The organism is Lacibacter sp. (assembly GCF_035299325.1).
Classification (GTDB): Bacteria; Bacteroidota; Bacteroidia; order Chitinophagales; family Chitinophagaceae; genus Lacibacter.
Genome location: NZ_DATGWT010000024.1, coordinates 18,619 through 34,413, shown reverse-complemented (window position 1 = coordinate 34,413; position 15,795 = coordinate 18,619). Strand labels below are relative to the sequence as shown.

Sequence of the window (15,795 nt, the reverse complement as noted above, 5' to 3'; positions counted from 1 at the left end):
GTTTTGTTGTTTTCATTTAGTCATTACCTTTAGAACCTTCAAACCAATTGCATGTCATGGGAGATTTCCAGGTAAAAGTTCAGCCCAAAAGTTACGATGTTGTAATAGTTGGCTCTGGCGCAGGTGGCGGAATGGCTGCCTACGAGTTAAGTAAAGCAGGATTGAAAGTGTGTTTGCTTGAAGCAGGCACCATGTATGATCCGCAGAAGAACGTTACACAATTAAAGAATCCGTGGGAAAGTAAACGCAGAGGTGCAAGCACAAAGTACAGACCCTTTGGCGATTTTGATGCATGCTACGGCGGATGGGAACTTGATGGTGAACCGTATACTAAAGAGGCCGGAACAAAATGGGATTGGTGGCGTGCACGTATGTTGGGCGGACGTACCAATCACTGGGGTCGTATTTCTCTCCGCTTTGGTCCAAAAGATTTCAAACGCAGAAGTATTGATGGGTTAGGTGATGACTGGCCGATAGGTTATGATGATATAAAACCTTATTACGACAGAGTAGATCAACTCATTGGCATCTTTGGTACTAACGAAGGTTTGGAAAATGATCCTGATGGATTTTTTCTTCCGCCACCTAAACCACGTTTGCACGAACTGTTTATTAAAAATGCAGCAACGCAGGCTGGTGTTCGGGTTATTCCTTCACGTTTATCGATCCTTACAAAAAAAATAGAAAGTACAACTGAAAGGGGTGTTTGTTTTTATTGTGCACAGTGTGGCCGCAACTGCAGCATGGCGAAAGCCGACTTTTCATCAACCAATGTATTGATCTACCCCGCACTTAAAACAGGAAATGTTGATGTTATTGCAAATGCAATGGCACGTGAAGTGCTTACGAATAAAGAAGGGTTGGCAACAGGTGTTAGCTATGTAAACAAAGATGATCTTAATGAATACCAGGTAAATGGTAAAGTAGTGATCCTTGCTGCAAGCGCATGCGAAACTTCACGATTATTACTCAATTCAAAATCGCCACGTCATCCAAACGGGTTGGCTAACAGCAGCGATGTGGTTGGGAAATATTTACATGATAGTACAGGTGCAGCATTAGGGGGTGTATTACCTAAGCTCTTTGGCCGAAAAAAATACAATGAAGATGGTGTGGGTGGAATGCATGTGTATTCGCCCTGGTGGTTAGATAATAAGAAACTTGATTTTCCCCGGGGTTATCATATTGAATATTGGGGAGGCATGGGTCAACCGGCTTATGGCTTCGGCATGAATATTCAAATGATGAACGGGAAATATGCGGTGGCAGGAAAACAAAAAGAAGCAGGTGGTTATGGTGCATCATTGAAAGAAGACCAGCGTTATTTCTATGGTGCCAATGTAGGTATGGCAGGTCGTGGTGAAGCAATTCCTTTAGAAAGTAATTATTGTAAAATAGATCCGGATGTGGTAGATCAGTATGGTATCCCTGTGTTGAAGTTCAATGTAAAGTGGAGTGAACATGAAATAAAACAGGCGAAGCACATGAAGGAAACCTTTAAAGAGGTGATGCATAACATGGGCGCTATTATTACATGGGGTGGAGACGATGGTCCCGAAAATGATTATGGTTTGGAAGCACCCGGAAAAATTATTCATGAAGCAGGAACTGCACGCATGGGTAACGATCCAAAGAAAAGTGCATTGAATAAATACAACCAGGCACACGATTGTAAAAACCTGTTTGTAGTTGACGGTGCTGCATTTGTATCGCAAGCTGATAAGAATATTACGTGGACGATTTTGGCACTGAGCATGCGGGCAAGTGAATACATTGTTGACCAGCTCAAAAAAAATAACTTATAACTCTCAGCGACCTCAGGGTCTCTGCGTGAAATATTTTTTTATGAAAAGAAGAGATTCCATCAAAGCCATTTTAGTTGGTACAGTTGCATCATCGGTATTAGTTGATGCGTGTAAAACAGCTGATGAAAAAGCAAACGCTCCTGAAGCTTCATCTTCAACAACACCTGCAAGTACCATCGACCGTACAAAAGTTGAAGCAGAGATAGAAGCAAAGCTGATGGCGGAAACATTCTTTACGCCACATGAAATGGCTACCATCACCATACTTGCTGATATCATTATTCCAAAAGATGAAGTGAGTGGCAGCGCAAGTGAAGCGGGTGTTCCCGATTTTATTGAGTTTATTGTAAAAGATATGCCGCAACATAAAACACCAATGCGTGGTGGTTTGCGTTGGCTCGATCTGGAAAGCAGCAAACGTTTTCAAAAAGCATTCAAAGATTGCACTACTCAACAACAGATCGCTATTGTTGATGATATTGCTTATCCTGAAAAAGCAAAAGCGGAAATGAAACAAGGTGTTGCATTTTTCAATCTCATGCGCAACTTAACATCTACAGGCTTTTATACATCAGAAATTGGTGTAAAAGATCTGGGCTATATGGGTAACAAACCTAATCAATGGAATGGTGTACCAGATGATGTGTTAAAACAATACGGGTTGGCTTACACCGAAAAGGAATTGAAAGAATGTGTTTCATTCGATACAAAAGCATAATACTTTATTTGATCCATATACTATTTAAATGAGCAAAAACAAAACAAGAAGGGATTTTCTACGCACAGGATCTATTGCTGCAGCAGGGTTCTTTATTGTACCAAGGCATGTATTGGGCGGACCCGGTTACGTTGCACCAAGTGATCGGTTGAATATTGCAGGTATTGGTGCCGGTGGTAAAGGAGCAAGTGATTTGGCTGAATTCGCAAAAAGTCCGAAAGTAAATATTGTTGCTTTTTGCGATGTTGATGAAGCACAGGCTGCAGGCTCGGTTAAGCGTTTCCCTAAAGCGAAATTCTATTACGATTTCCGTGAAATGCTGGAGAAGGAAAAGAATAATATTGATGCAGTATCAGTATCAACACCCGATCATACACATGCTATTGCAACGTTAGCTGCAATGGAAATGGGCAAACATGTGTATGTACAAAAGCCGTTAACGCATGATATTTATGAAGCACGTATGCTCACTGAAGCTGCAAAAAAATATAAAGTGGTTACACAAATGGGAAACCAGGGTGGTAGCGGCGATGGCGTTCGTTTAATGAAAGAATGGTATGATGCCGGTCTTATTGGTAAAGTAACCAGTGTTAATGCATGGACCAATCGTCCAGTATGGCCACAAGGTTTAGCAAAGCCAACAGGAACACATGCTGTTCCCGCAAATTTCAAATGGGATCTATGGATCGGTCCATCAAAATTTGAAGATTATAACCCGGCCTATCATCCATTTAATTGGAGAGGTTGGTGGTCGTTCGGTACAGGCGCATTGGGCGATATGGCTTGTCATATCATGGATCCTATTTATCGCATCTTACCAATTCTTTATCCAAACGAAGTAGAATGTAGTCTGCCAAATCAGTTTACCGCTGCATGGACAGAAGCAGGTTATATTGATAGCTGTCCGCCAGCTTCAATAATACATCTTAACTATCCTCGTACCGATGGTAAAGGACAAATAAAAGTTACCTGGATGGATGGTGGATTGTTACCTAAACGTCCGGAAGAATTATTACCTGATGAAGCAATGGGTAACTGGGATGGTGGAGTGATTTTTGAAGGAACAAAAGGTAAGATGATGAGTGGATGCTACGGAGAAAAGCCAACATTGTTACCAACAAAACGCATGAAACAGGAAAAACTTCCTGCACAAAAATTAAAACGTGTACCCGAAGGTCATTATGTTCAATGGGTAAATGCATGTATTGAAGGTTATGGTAAAGGTGAAACAAGTTCACCATTTGAATATGCAGGTCCATTTACTGAAAGTATATTAATGGGTAATCTTGCTATCCGTTCATGGATGATCAAGAATCCTAAGCTTACAGGTTGGGGTGATAAATATCTTGGTCGCAAAAAGTTATTGTGGGATGCGGCGAACATGAAGATCACCAACTTTGATGAAGCCAACCAGTTTGTGAAGAGGGAGTATAGAACGGGGTGGTAAGAAGGTGAATGAATAATGAGTGTGTTCATCCCCTCCTTGGAGGGGCAGCAAAATCTTAAACATGTGCAATAACTGAAAGGGGTGGGTTGTTGAATAGAATTACCAAACGCACAAGCGAGCGTGGCAACAACAGCCACACAAAGAACCAAACGACGATAACAAAATATTTTTTTCATTTAGAACGATTGATACTATGAGTAGAAAACTTCGAATGGCAATGATTGGTGGCGGTAAAGATGCCTTTATTGGTGCCGTACACCGCATTGCGTTAAACATGGACGGACAGGTTGAAATGGTTGCAGGTGCATTAAGCGCAGTTCCTGCTGTTGCAATTGAATCGGGTAAAATGTTGTTTCTTGATGAAGACCGCATTTACACCGATTACAAAATCATGTTGGAAAAAGAAGCAGCAATGCCAGCTGATAAGCGTATTGATTTTGTCAGCATTGTTACGCCCAACTTTGTTCACTTCGACCCGGCAATGATGGCATTGGAAAAAGGATTTAATGTGGTGATTGAAAAACCCATCACGTTTACATTAGAAGAGGCAAAGCAAATCAAAGCAAAACTGGATGAAACAGGGTTGACGTTATTGCTTTGTCATACATACACCGGTTACCCGATGGTGAAACAGGCAAAACAGTTTTTGAAAAGTGGTGCATTGGGTAAGATCAGAAAAATTTATGTGGAGTATCCGCAAGGTTGGTTAAGTACGTTCCTTGAAGGAACCGGTAATATACAAGCCAGCTGGCGTACTGATCCAAAGAAAAGTGGTAAGGCCGGCGCAATGGGTGATATCGGCACACATGCATTTAACCTTGCAGAATATGTTACAGGTTTAGAAGTAACACATCTTTGTTCCAATATTAATACTGTTGTAGAAGGAAGATTGCTGGATGATGATGGTGCTGCATTTTTAAAATTCAATAATGGTGCAACAGGTGTGTTGATGGCAACACAAATTGCAGCAGGCGAAGAAAATAATGTAAAGATTCGTGTATATGGAGAGAAAGGTGGTATTGAATGGAAACAGGAAGATGCAAATACTTTATTGGTAAAATGGCTCGATAAACCAGCAGAGATTTACAGAACCGGTGGTGGTTATAATAGTTCTTTTGCGGCACACAATACACGTGTACCAGCCGGTCACCCGGAAGGTTATTTAGAAGCCTTTGGTAATCTTTACCGCAACTTTGTATTAACCGTTCGTGCAAAAATGAATAACGAACAACCAAAAGACGAGTGGCTCGATTTCCCGAGTGTGAATGAAGGTATTCGTGGAATGGCATTTGTGAATAATGTGATCGAGAGTGGACAGAGTGAAGAGAAGTGGAAAGAGTTTACCCTCTAAATCTCCCTAAAGGGAGACTTGCTGCTGCAAATCTTTAATGATCTTTAATTTGAAACTCAACTGTTGAAAAAATATTCAGTTGATCATTACATAACTAAAACTAAAAAGCCCCTTTAGGGGTTGGGGTTTATGAAAACAATAAAAGGACCAGCCATCTTCTTAGCACAGTTCATGGGCGACAAAGCTCCCTTCAACAGTTTGGAAACAATCTGTGAATGGGCAGCATCACTCGGTTTTAAAGCTGTGCAAATACCAACATGGGAAAAACGATTGATCGATTTGAAACTCGCAGCAGAAAGTAAAACATATGCTGATGAGTTGAAGGGAAAGATCAACAGTTATGGGTTAGAGATTTCTGAACTCAGTACACATTTACAAGGTCAGCTTGTTGCAGTGCACCCGGCTTACGATACAATGTTCGATGCATTTGCAGCAGATGAAGTAAAGAACAATCCCAAAGTAAGACAAGCATGGGCAGTGCAACAATTAATGTATGGCGCAAAAGCATCGCAGAACCTGGGTATCACAGCACATGCAACATTCAGTGGCTCCTTGTTATGGCATACATTTCATCCGTGGCCGCAACGTCCTGATGGATTGGTAGAAGAAGGTTTTAAAGAATTGGCCAAACGTTGGTTGCCGATTCTGAATTATTTTGACGAATGTGGTGTAGATGTTTGTTATGAAATTCATCCCGGTGAAGATCTGTTTGATGGCATTACTTATGAAATGTTTTTAGAGAAAGTAAATAATCATCCACGTGCCTGTTTGTTGTATGATCCATCGCATTTTGTATTACAGCAACTCGATTATATTGAATACATCGATCTGTATCACGAACGCATCAAAGCATTTCATGTAAAAGATTCAGAATTCAATCCAACCGGCCGGCAGGGAACATTTGGTGGGTATCAAAGTTGGTTAAACAGAGCAGGTCGTTATCGTTCACCTGGTGATGGTCAGGTTGATTTTAAAACTATCTTCAGTAAACTTACTCAATACGGTTACGATGGATGGGCCGTAATGGAGTGGGAATGTTGCATTAAACATCCCGAAGATGGCGCAAGAGAAGGTTCGGAGTTCATCAAAAACCATATTATTCGTGTAACTGACAAAACATTCGATGATTTTGCAGGTGGCGGCAGCGATGTTGCAACTAACCGACGTATTTTAGGTCTCGATTAATCTCATTTTCAACTTTAAAATAATACATCATGAAATGCCCATAAGCTTATCATAACAATTGAAAATGATTATGGGCATACTATGTGACAATTAAAAACAATTAAAAAACATACACATGAAAAAGATTTTATTTACCTCAGCCGTAATGCTTGCATTAATTGCCTGTGGTGGTGCAGGTACAGAAAATAAAGAGCAAACAAAAGAAGAACCAAAACAGGAAGCGGAAGCAACTCCTCCATCACCAAGTGATAATCCCGATTACGAAAAGGGTCTTGCACTTGTTGCCAAACCTGAGAACCTTTGCTTAACCTGTCATAAGATTGATGAAAAAGTAATTGGTCCTGCTTATCGTGATGTTGCAAATAAATATGAACCAACAGAAGCGAATATTAAAATGCTGGCTGAAAAAGTAGTGAAAGGTGGTAGTGGAGTTTGGGGTGATGTTGCTATGCCGCCAAATGCTGTTGTAACTATAGCAGATGCGGAACAAATGGTAAAGTATATTCTCTTACTTAAAAACAAATAAACATGATTCGTTCAATTTTAATGATTGCTGCCGTGGGTTTATTTGCTTCCTGTAACAACGAAGGCGAAACTTCAATTACAAATGATACCTCAACAGCCGAATTGCCTGCACCCACACCGCCACTATTAACTGATGAAGAAGTGAAAGAAGGTTGGGTGTCATTATTTGACGGACAAAGTACGAAGGGTTGGCATAAGTATGGCGGCACGTCTGCAGGCAATGCCTGGAAAGTTGTGGATGGTGCATTGTATCTTGATACATCAATAAGAAAAGAAGGAAAAATAGTTGATGGTGGCGATATTCTTACAGATGAAGAATATGAAAACTTTCATTTAAAAATTGAATGGAAGATATCGCCAAACGGTAACAGTGGCATCATTTTCCTTTCTAATGAAGACACAGCAAAGTTTAAGCATCCATATGAATCAGGTCCTGAAATGCAGGTACTGGATAATAATGGTCATCCCGATGCAAAAATCAACAAACACCGTGCTGGTGATTTGTATGATTTGATTGCTGCTTCACCTGAAACAGTAAAACCTGTTGGTGAATGGAATCTTGCAGAGATCATTATAAAAGACGGTAAGCTTGAACACCGTTTGAATGGTGTAACGGTTGTAACAACTACCATGTGGGATGATAACTGGACAAAGATGATCGCTGCCAGCAAGTTTAAACAATGGCCCGGCTTTGGTACATTTAAAAAAGGAAAGATCGTATTGCAGGATCATGATAATGCAGTATGGTTCCGGAATATTAAGATCAGGAAATTATAAAGCATAGACACACGTTAATAAACTGCAAAAGCTGCGGCACTTCTTGTGCCGCAGCTTTTGCTTTAACGGCAGTTTTTCAATTGAGTGAGTAGCTTGCTTAAAAAATTCAGATGAAACATCTTTTTATTACAACCTTATTGTTTTTCATGACTGCGTTTGTTATGGCGCAACAGACAAATACAATTGAACAGTATTGCAGTATGAAGATCTATTATTCCATTATTGCTGACGGAGCAACCATTACAATTGATGAAGGCAAAGATGATGAGATAATGCACAGGCTCGGTAAGCGACTGCGTGACAGCAGTAATAATCTCATACGTTTTAAATCACCGGTTGATGCATTGAACTATATGGGTAAGCAAGGTTGGAAATTGGTACACACTGTAAGCAACAGTACTGATAACAGTGATTACTTATACTTGTTTAAGAGAGAAGTGAAGAAAGAAGAATGATTTCAGGTATCAATCTGAATCATGCAAACGGAGGTTCCCCCATATCTGGTGTTTTTTTATTGAATCCTTCTGTAAGAAGTACTTACACCGTCGGCATAACAATACGGAGTACTTAATTGCAGCTTGCCGGATTCTATTTTCACAAAAAGCGGAGTTGAATTTAAGCTCTCATTTGTTGACATGGATATATCCGAATCCGGCTTGCCACATTCATCACTTTTGTTTAAAAAGAACTTGCCTTTAAAAGTTACGGAATCATGTATGCGTCTTTCAAATGTTCCATCATTAAGTAAAACGATAATACTACCATTTCCTTCAGGATATATTATAAGTGGGCTCATGCATTCGCCACAAACTCTTTTCTCGATTTCCCATTTCCCTGCAATCTGATTTTTAAAATTTTCAAGCCTGCTATCTTTACTGCAGGAAAAAACAAAAGTGCAGAAGAGTATAATAATCAACGTATTTCTCACAAATATGATTAGTTGGTTTTAGGTTGACAGCTGATTCCTTTTTGGCGTTGCATTCGTGAAATATAACCTCAAGTCTTGTTTATATAAGTTAAAGAGCGGTTATTCTGAATCCATCGATCTTTCAAACCCTTTCCCTGCCCGTTTTTCCATACCTTTGCAGCTTCAAAAATCTTACTGGTTACAGAAAATGTTCAGAAACAAACATCTGTGAACATGCTTCAATCAGTGAGCAACAATCACAACTATGATCAGTGCAAGAAATATAACCCTCTCCTACGGTAAGCGGGTGTTGTTCGATGAAGTGAATATCAACTTCAGCAAGGGCAACTGTTACGGTGTAATTGGTGCCAATGGTGCCGGCAAGAGTACATTTTTAAAAATCCTGAGTGGCGAAATTGAGCCCAATAAAGGAACAGTGGAAATAACCCCGGGCGAACGCATGGCGGTATTGAAACAGAACCATTTCGAGTTTGATGAGCAAACCGTATTGAACACTGTACTCATGGGCCACAAAAAAATGTGGGAGGTGATGCAGGAAAAAGATGCTATTTACCTGAAACCTGATTTCAGTGAAGAAGATGGTATGCGTGCCGGGGAGTTGGAAGCTGAATTTGGCGAAATGGGTGGTTATACGGCCGAAAGTGATGCGGCAAGTTTTCTGAGCGGATTGGGAATAAAGGAAGAATATCTCCAGAGTTTGATGAAGGAGATTCCCTCTAATCTGAAAGTGAGGGTGTTATTGGCGCAGGCCTTGTTTGGCAACCCCGACATCCTGTTGCTGGATGAACCTACCAACGGACTTGATATTGAAACCATCGGTTGGTTAGAAAACTTCCTTGCAGATTATGAAAATATTGTACTGGTGGTGAGCCATGATCGTCACTTTCTTGATGCTGTTTGTACGCATGTGGCCGATGTGGACCGTTCAAAAATCAAGGTTTTCACAGGTAACTATAGCTTCTGGTACGAAAGTAGTCAGTTGATGGCCAGACAGATGGGTGATAAGAACAAGAAAACAGAAGAGAAACGCCAGGCTTTGCTCGACTTTATTGCCCGATTCAGTGCGAACGCTTCGAAGAGTAAGCAGGCGACTTCCCGTAAGAAAGCCCTCGAAAAACTTACGATTGAAGAAATTGAACCATCAAACAGGAAATACCCGGGTATCATTTTTCAGCCGTTGCGTGAAGTGGGTAACCAGATCCTCAACGTTGAGAATTTGAAAAAGTCAATCGATGGCCGTGTGCTTTTCGATAAAGTAACGTTTACAGTTAATAAAGGCGATAAAATCGCTGTTGTAAGTAAAGATCCGTTGGCAGTAACTCATTTCTTCGATATTATTAACGCTGAAGAAATTGCAGATCACGGATCTTACGAATGGGGATCAACAATTACCAAAGCATATTTACCTGTTGAGCATAACAGCTTTTTTACTGAAGGATTGAATTTGATGGAATGGCTGCGTCAATATGTACCAAGTCATGTAACTGATGCAGATGAACCTTTCCTGCGTGGCTTCTTAGGTAAGATGTTGTTTAGTGGTGATGATATTATGAAGAAAACCAATGTTCTGAGTGGTGGCGAAAAAGTTCGTTGTATGGTTAGCAAAATGATGATGCAGAATCCAAACGTGATCGTGTTAGATCAGCCAACAAACCATCTCGACCTGGAAAGTATCCAAAGCTTTAACGAACAATGTATTGAATACAAAGGTGTGGTGCTGTTAACATCACATGATCATACATTCATGCATACAACAGCTAATCGTATTATTGAACTAACGCCGGGTGGAATCATCGACAGGCTTACAACGTTTGATGAGTATCTTGAAGATGCAAGAGTAAAACAATTGCAGCAGGAGTTATATGGTGAAGCAGTAACTGCATAATTGCATTAGTAATATAATCAGAAAAGCCCCACATATTTAATGTGGGGCTTTTTCTTTAGATCTTGTTCAGGCTTAAGTAGAAACCAATGCCCTCAGATCCGTACCATAAGAGAACCTGGAAATTATTTTACAAAGCGGTGTACTTCTGAGGTACCGTCGCTGTTAATTATTTGGAGAGCATAAACACCCACAGGCAGATTGTTTACATCTAACACCTGTTGTTGTGCAGAGCTGTTCATTTGTTTTACAATGATACCGCTGTTGCTTACGATGCGAAGGTTACGTGTATCATTACTAAAGAACTGTACCATGATTTTGTTACTGCCTAAGCCACCAACCAAAGTTTTTTGACCACCGTTACCTTGTTTAATGATTGATGAGTAGTCAATGCTGCCATCAAGATCAACCTGTTGCAAACGGTAATAATACATCGTACCGGTTGCATTCTTATCATTGAAAGTATAATCAGTAATTGAAGCAGTAGTACCTTGAGCCATTACCATACCTATTGTACGGAAACGGATACCATCTTCAGAACGTTGTACGTTGTAGTGTGAAGCGTTTTGTTCTTGTAACGTTCTCCACTGCAAGCCAACTGTTGAACTGTTTACACGCTTACCGGCAAAACCACCCCAAACTACAGGAAGAGGACCGGGAGCTGAAGATGAATTAGCAAAACCTAATTCTACCAATTGAGCTTCGTTACCATTACCCATTGTTCCAGACATGGTAACTGTGCCGGTCACCACAAACCCGCCTGTTAAGGCTGATGAAGGCATATACCAGTTTGAAGTGCCATTTGAGTTGCTGCGTGTATAGCTACCGATGATGGCCATGCCATCAATCGTAAGATCAGAGACAGTAATAGTTCCGTTGTTTGGCGTTTTAATAGCCAATGTCAACATATTAATATTGTTTGCAGAAGCAATCTTACCGGCACTTGATAAGTTACCAGATACGTTTGCAAATGAAGTGCTAACCGGGTTGCCGTTAACGGTTGTTACGGTTGTAAATGTATTGTTGCCGCTGTTAAAAGTAATGGAGAATGAAAATGATCCTGTAGTGCCATAAGTTAAATCACCGGTTGCTTTGTTTCCGTTAGTAAGATCAGGAATGCCTGAAAATACTGCACTACTTTGATTGCTGTTTCCAAAGTTCATTTTACGGTAACGAACACCCAACAGAGTTTCTGAAGCGGCTGGATACTCACCGATTAATAAAGATTGAGCGAAAATGTTGTTTGAGAGAAAAGTGAGGGCAATAACAATTGCACAAATTACGGGGGTAAATTTTTGTTTCATGGTACGGGTACGTTTAGTTTTCTAGTAAATACCCTAAGAAGTGCGATGGTAAAAAAACAGCTGAGAATTAGCTATTTAGTTGTGTATGTATCGTTCTCTAGGGGTAAATGCTTAGCAAAAGTATAAGGTAGTTTTAAATTATCCTAATCTTTTTCAGTATTTTTCTTACAGAGTATCGTTAATCTACGATACTAGCTTCGTATTAAGCGCAGCTAAGCAATTGTGGTTTAATGCATTAATTGGGACTCTTTAGTCAAAAAAATATTTTTAAAAAAAGGTATAAACTGAGCATACAACGGATATTTACGATAGTCTGCAACTGTATCCACCTTATCTTTGCGCCGTTATTTTGAGTTATACAGTGTTTTGTAAGTGAATCGTATTATCTGCTACGCCCTTGTCCTGAGTTTATCGAAGGATCTGCTAATAGTTAGTCATCTTTTACGCCCGTATTTTCTCAGATTTTTTTAATTCAATGTTTAATTAACAACATGAACATTTATGTTTCTAACTTAAGCTTCAACGTAACCGATGATGACTTAAGGGGTTTTTTCGAAAGCTATGGTGATGTAACCAGTGCTAAAGTGATCAACGACAAATTCACCGGCCGTAGCCGTGGTTTTGGATTTGTGGAAATGAGTGATGATGAGGCTGCCAAAACAGCAATCAGCGAGCTCGATGGTGGTATGGTAGAAGGCCGTGCTATTAAAGTAACAGAAGCTAAACCACGTGAAGAACGCAGCAATAGCGACCGTCGTTCTTTCTCTGGTAACAGAAGCTTCAGCAACAACCGTTACTAATCTTCTTAAGATACCTGATAACTAGCCCCCGATTCATCGGGGGTTTGTTTTTTCAGCAATGCAATCAAATATCTTTGGCAAAAAATAAGCTATGAGCAATCTTGTACAGGAGTTTAATGAATACCGCACCAAAATGAATGAGGTGATTTTGAGTAAAGATAACCTGGTGATCAAGCGCCTTTGGAACCTCGATACCAATACGTATGCTGAAGGCGCCCTTTCAACCCAAACAAAAGAAATGTTGGGTCTTGTTGCCAGCATGGTATTGCGTTGTGATGACTGTATCAAGTATCATTTGGGTAAATGCCATGAGGAAGGTATCAGTACTGAACAGATGTATGAGATCTTTGCTGTGGCCAATATTGTTGGCGGCACAATTGTGATCCCACACACAAGAAGAGCAGCAGAATATTGGGAGGAATTAACAGCGAAATGATCAATTACAGTTGTTTAAAATGCTGTGCAGTTGAATTTCTGCGTAAATTTGAGGCAATACAATTCTATGAGTGAAGTAACGACCGCCCCTGCCCTTACCGCTAAGGATTTTGCAACCGACCAGGAAGTTCGCTGGTGCCCCGGTTGTGGTGATTATTCCATTTTAGCTCAGGTACAGAAAGTGATGCCAACACTTGGTATCCCAAAAGAAAATATTGTGATCGTAAGTGGTATCGGCTGCAGCAGCCGTTTCCCTTATTATATGAATACCTATGGTATGCATTCCATCCACGGTCGTGCAACCGCAGTTGCCAGTGGATTAAAAGCAGCAAGACCTGAACTGAGTGTATGGATCGTTACCGGCGATGGTGATGGCTTGAGTATTGGCGGTAATCATACCATCCATTTGTTACGCCGCAACTTCGATGTGAATATTCTTTTGTTCAACAACCAAATATATGGTTTAACAAAAGGACAGTATTCCCCTACTTCCGAAGAAAAGAAGGTGACAAAGAGTACACCAATGGGTAGTATCGATCATCCGTTCAATCCGTTGGCTTTGGCGATGGGTGCCGATGCAACATTTATTGCACGCAGTATGGATCGTGATCCGAAGCATTTGCAGGAAACACTGATCCGCAGCCAACAACATAAGGGCGCTTCTTTCTTAGAAATCTACCAGAACTGTAACATCTTTAATGATGGTGCATTTGAAGTGTTCACCGAAAAGTCAAGTAAACAAGACGAAACATTGTTCCTGACACATGGTGAGCCATTGGTATTTGGTGCTGCAAAAAATAAGGGAATTAAGCTTGATGGTTTTAGTCCGGTGATCGTTGATCTCGACGAAGGATTCAGCAAAGATGATCTGTGGATCCATAATGAAAAGGATTTTTACAAAGCTCAGATATTAGTGCGCATGTTTGATGATCCTCGCATTGCCGGTCATTTACCACGTCCTTTCGGTGTGTTTTATGAAACAGAACGTGCTTGTTACGAAGATGTGATGCAACTGCAGATCGATGAAGCCATCGGAACAAAAGGAGTTGGCAATCTTGATAAACTCTTACGTGGTAACGAAGTGTGGGAGATCATGGCATGATGTTCACTATAAAGAATAAATAAGGAAGGGGCTATGCCCCTTTTTTAATGCGCATTTGTAACGGTTCTGTCTGTAACAGTTTCATTTGGGTTCTATTTCCTAACTTTCTTTAAAATTGATTGCCATATGGTTCGCAGTAAAATAGCAGGGATAGGTATGTATGTACCCTCCAACGTTGTTACAAACAACGATCTCACAAAGTATATGGATACCAACGATGAATGGATCCAGGAACGGACCGGTATCAAAGAACGTCGCTTCGCTCATCGAACGGAAGAAACTACAACGACGATGGGTGTTGAGGCAGCAACCATTGCAATCAAACGTGCAGGTATTACTCCACAGGATATTGATTTTATTGTGTTCGCTACATTAAGTCCCGATTATTATTTTCCCGGTTGCGGCGTATTGTTACAACGTGCTATGAAAATGAAACAGGTGGGCGCATTGGATGTGCGTAATCAATGCAGCGGTTTTGTTTATGCTGTTTCCGTAGCCGATCAGTTTATAAAAACGGGTATGTATAAAAACATATTAGTTGTTGGAGCAGAGAAGCATTCATTTGGATTAGACTTTAGTACAAGAGGACGAAATGTAAGTGTGATCTTTGGTGATGGTGCAGGTGCTGTTGTATTACAACCTACAACCGATGAGAACCGGGGCATCCTCAGCACTCATTTACACAGTGATGGGAATGATGCGGAAATACTGGCCATGTACAATCCGGGCACGCATGCCAATCATTGGAAAGAAAACCTGGCGAGTTTTAATGACGCCGAAATGGCGGATATGTTTATGAGTCATGAAATGATTGATAAAGCCGAACTCTTCCCGAATATGGATGGTCCCGCAGTATTTAAAACAGCTGTTGTAAAATTTCCTGAAGTAATTGTAGAAGCGCTTACTGCTAACGGTTATCAACCGGCTGATCTGAAATTGCTGATACCACACCAGGCAAACCTGCGCATTGCGCAATTCGTACAACAAAAATTAAAGCTCAGAGACGACCAGGTTTATAACAATATTCAGAAATACGGTAATACAACAGCAGCATCGGTACCTATTGCATTATGCGAAGCTTGGGAAGCAGGTAAACTTAACGAAGGTGATCTCGTGTGCCTTGCAGCTTTTGGCAGTGGCTTTACCTGGGCCAGTGCATTACTGAAATGGTAAGTGAAAGGGACTTAATTAAAGAGTCCTGTTTCCATTCGAAGATTGTGAAGTAACAACATCAATGTTTTCTTTTTTTACCAAGAAATATCCATTGATTGACAGTACAACAGCAAGAATGATGAGTATAGCTAAATGAGTTTTAGCTTTGCCAAGTAGGGCCTTTTTTCGATCGGTGTAATTTGCTGAAGAAAGAAATAAGAATAATAACGCCTGCACAATAAGAAAAAAACGTTGATCTTCATTAAGCGAAAGGGTCATGAATTGTGCAAAGAAAACAAACGCAGCAACTGTTAGTAAAATAGAAAGCGTTATTCGTAAGGTGTGATGTTGCATCTGGTAATCGTAAGTTTCGGCAAATGTAAG

16 protein-coding genes are annotated in these 15,795 nt (G+C 40.5%); 13 read left to right on the top strand and 3 right to left on the bottom strand.

Translation table 11 applies throughout. The features are described 5' to 3' along the window. Positions 1–56: 56 nt before the first annotated feature. From VK159_RS13825 to VK159_RS13790, 8 genes are all read left to right on the top strand, one after another. On the top strand, positions 57–1,805 hold the full coding sequence (locus tag VK159_RS13825) for a GMC family oxidoreductase (RefSeq protein ID WP_324230740.1): 1,749 nt from the start codon (positions 57–59) through the stop codon (positions 1,803–1,805). 40 nt (positions 1,806–1,845) lie between these two features. After that, a complete protein-coding gene (locus VK159_RS13820) occupies positions 1,846–2,523 on the top strand; it encodes a gluconate 2-dehydrogenase subunit 3 family protein (protein WP_324230739.1) in 678 nt (225 codons plus the stop codon). 28 nt (positions 2,524–2,551) lie between these two features. Then, positions 2,552–3,970: a Gfo/Idh/MocA family oxidoreductase gene (locus tag VK159_RS13815; protein WP_324230738.1), complete on the top strand. Its 1,419-nt coding sequence runs from the start codon at positions 2,552–2,554 to the stop codon at positions 3,968–3,970. A 193-nt stretch (positions 3,971–4,163) separates the two neighbouring features. Continuing rightward, positions 4,164–5,321 carry a Gfo/Idh/MocA family oxidoreductase gene (locus VK159_RS13810; RefSeq protein ID WP_324230737.1) on the top strand — a complete coding sequence of 386 codons (1,158 nt, stop codon included), beginning with the start codon at positions 4,164–4,166 and terminating at the stop codon, positions 5,319–5,321. 129 nt (positions 5,322–5,450) lie between these two features. Next, on the top strand, positions 5,451–6,506 hold the full coding sequence (locus VK159_RS13805; protein ID WP_324230736.1) for a sugar phosphate isomerase/epimerase: 1,056 nt from the start codon (positions 5,451–5,453) through the stop codon (positions 6,504–6,506). A 115-nt stretch (positions 6,507–6,621) separates the two neighbouring features. After that, entirely contained in the window at positions 6,622–7,032 is a 411-nt protein-coding gene (locus VK159_RS13800; protein WP_324230735.1) for a c-type cytochrome, read from the top strand. 2 nt (positions 7,033–7,034) lie between these two features. Next, complete coding sequence (locus VK159_RS13795; RefSeq protein WP_324230734.1) at positions 7,035–7,808, top strand: DUF1080 domain-containing protein; 774 nt, start codon at positions 7,035–7,037, stop codon at positions 7,806–7,808. A gap of 110 nt (positions 7,809–7,918) precedes the next feature. Beyond that, on the top strand, positions 7,919–8,263 hold the full coding sequence (locus VK159_RS13790) for a hypothetical protein (RefSeq protein WP_324230733.1): 345 nt from the start codon (positions 7,919–7,921) through the stop codon (positions 8,261–8,263). Between the two features lie 56 nt (positions 8,264–8,319). On the opposite strand, the gene VK159_RS13785 is transcribed toward VK159_RS13790, so the two are convergent. Beyond that, complete coding sequence (locus VK159_RS13785; protein WP_324230732.1) at positions 8,320–8,736, bottom strand: hypothetical protein; 417 nt, start codon at positions 8,734–8,736, stop codon at positions 8,320–8,322. A 244-nt stretch (positions 8,737–8,980) separates the two neighbouring features. Between VK159_RS13785 and VK159_RS13780 the strand changes: the two genes are divergently transcribed. After that, positions 8,981–10,621 (top strand): ABC-F family ATP-binding cassette domain-containing protein, encoded by a 1,641-nt coding sequence (locus tag VK159_RS13780; RefSeq protein WP_324230731.1) that lies wholly within the window; start codon positions 8,981–8,983, stop codon positions 10,619–10,621. A gap of 122 nt (positions 10,622–10,743) precedes the next feature. Here VK159_RS13780 and VK159_RS13775 read toward each other — a convergent pair whose 3' ends face one another. Then, complete coding sequence (locus tag VK159_RS13775) at positions 10,744–11,922, bottom strand: T9SS type A sorting domain-containing protein (RefSeq protein WP_324230730.1); 1,179 nt, start codon at positions 11,920–11,922, stop codon at positions 10,744–10,746. A 491-nt stretch (positions 11,923–12,413) separates the two neighbouring features. Between VK159_RS13775 and VK159_RS13770 the strand changes: the two genes are divergently transcribed. The 4 genes from VK159_RS13770 (at position 12,414) to VK159_RS13755 (ending at position 15,432) form a co-directional block, all read left to right on the top strand. Next, a complete protein-coding gene (locus VK159_RS13770) occupies positions 12,414–12,722 on the top strand; it encodes an RNA-binding protein (protein WP_324230729.1) in 309 nt (102 codons plus the stop codon). Positions 12,723–12,813: 91 nt separating this feature from the next. Continuing rightward, positions 12,814–13,158: a carboxymuconolactone decarboxylase family protein gene (locus VK159_RS13765; protein WP_324230728.1), complete on the top strand. Its 345-nt coding sequence runs from the start codon at positions 12,814–12,816 to the stop codon at positions 13,156–13,158. A gap of 66 nt (positions 13,159–13,224) precedes the next feature. Then, positions 13,225–14,259, top strand: a complete 1,035-nt coding sequence (locus tag VK159_RS13760; RefSeq protein ID WP_324230727.1) for a 2-oxoacid:ferredoxin oxidoreductase subunit beta — start codon at positions 13,225–13,227, stop codon at positions 14,257–14,259. A gap of 126 nt (positions 14,260–14,385) precedes the next feature. Further along, positions 14,386–15,432 (top strand): beta-ketoacyl-ACP synthase III, encoded by a 1,047-nt coding sequence (locus VK159_RS13755; RefSeq protein ID WP_324230726.1) that lies wholly within the window; start codon positions 14,386–14,388, stop codon positions 15,430–15,432. A 15-nt stretch (positions 15,433–15,447) separates the two neighbouring features. Here the strand turns inward: VK159_RS13755 and VK159_RS13750 are convergent, their stop codons facing one another. Beyond that, entirely contained in the window at positions 15,448–15,765 is a 318-nt protein-coding gene (locus VK159_RS13750; protein WP_324230725.1) for a hypothetical protein, read from the bottom strand. Positions 15,766–15,795 lie beyond the last annotated feature (30 nt).

What these genes read in the sequence shown, in the direction of transcription:
- VK159_RS13780 (WP_324230731.1), top strand. Translation starts at nt 8,981, where the DNA reads ATGATCAGTGCAAGAAATATAACCCTCTCCTACGGTAAGCGGGTGTTG.
- VK159_RS13790 (WP_324230733.1), top strand. Translation starts at nt 7,919, where the DNA reads ATGAAACATCTTTTTATTACAACCTTATTGTTTTTCATGACTGCGTTT.
- VK159_RS13825 (WP_324230740.1), top strand. Translation starts at nt 57, where the DNA reads ATGGGAGATTTCCAGGTAAAAGTTCAGCCCAAAAGTTACGATGTTGTA.
- VK159_RS13750 (WP_324230725.1), bottom strand. Translation starts at nt 15,765, where the DNA reads ATGCAACATCACACCTTACGAATAACGCTTTCTATTTTACTAACAGTT.
- VK159_RS13795 (WP_324230734.1), top strand. Translation starts at nt 7,035, where the DNA reads ATGATTCGTTCAATTTTAATGATTGCTGCCGTGGGTTTATTTGCTTCC.
- VK159_RS13810 (WP_324230737.1), top strand. Translation starts at nt 4,164, where the DNA reads ATGAGTAGAAAACTTCGAATGGCAATGATTGGTGGCGGTAAAGATGCC.
- VK159_RS13770 (WP_324230729.1), top strand. Translation starts at nt 12,414, where the DNA reads ATGAACATTTATGTTTCTAACTTAAGCTTCAACGTAACCGATGATGAC.
- VK159_RS13760 (WP_324230727.1), top strand. Translation starts at nt 13,225, where the DNA reads ATGAGTGAAGTAACGACCGCCCCTGCCCTTACCGCTAAGGATTTTGCA.
- VK159_RS13800 (WP_324230735.1), top strand. Translation starts at nt 6,622, where the DNA reads ATGAAAAAGATTTTATTTACCTCAGCCGTAATGCTTGCATTAATTGCC.
- VK159_RS13820 (WP_324230739.1), top strand. Translation starts at nt 1,846, where the DNA reads ATGAAAAGAAGAGATTCCATCAAAGCCATTTTAGTTGGTACAGTTGCA.
- VK159_RS13805 (WP_324230736.1), top strand. Translation starts at nt 5,451, where the DNA reads ATGAAAACAATAAAAGGACCAGCCATCTTCTTAGCACAGTTCATGGGC.
- VK159_RS13815 (WP_324230738.1), top strand. Translation starts at nt 2,552, where the DNA reads ATGAGCAAAAACAAAACAAGAAGGGATTTTCTACGCACAGGATCTATT.
- VK159_RS13755 (WP_324230726.1), top strand. Translation starts at nt 14,386, where the DNA reads ATGGTTCGCAGTAAAATAGCAGGGATAGGTATGTATGTACCCTCCAAC.
- VK159_RS13775 (WP_324230730.1), bottom strand. Translation starts at nt 11,922, where the DNA reads ATGAAACAAAAATTTACCCCCGTAATTTGTGCAATTGTTATTGCCCTC.
- VK159_RS13765 (WP_324230728.1), top strand. Translation starts at nt 12,814, where the DNA reads ATGAGCAATCTTGTACAGGAGTTTAATGAATACCGCACCAAAATGAAT.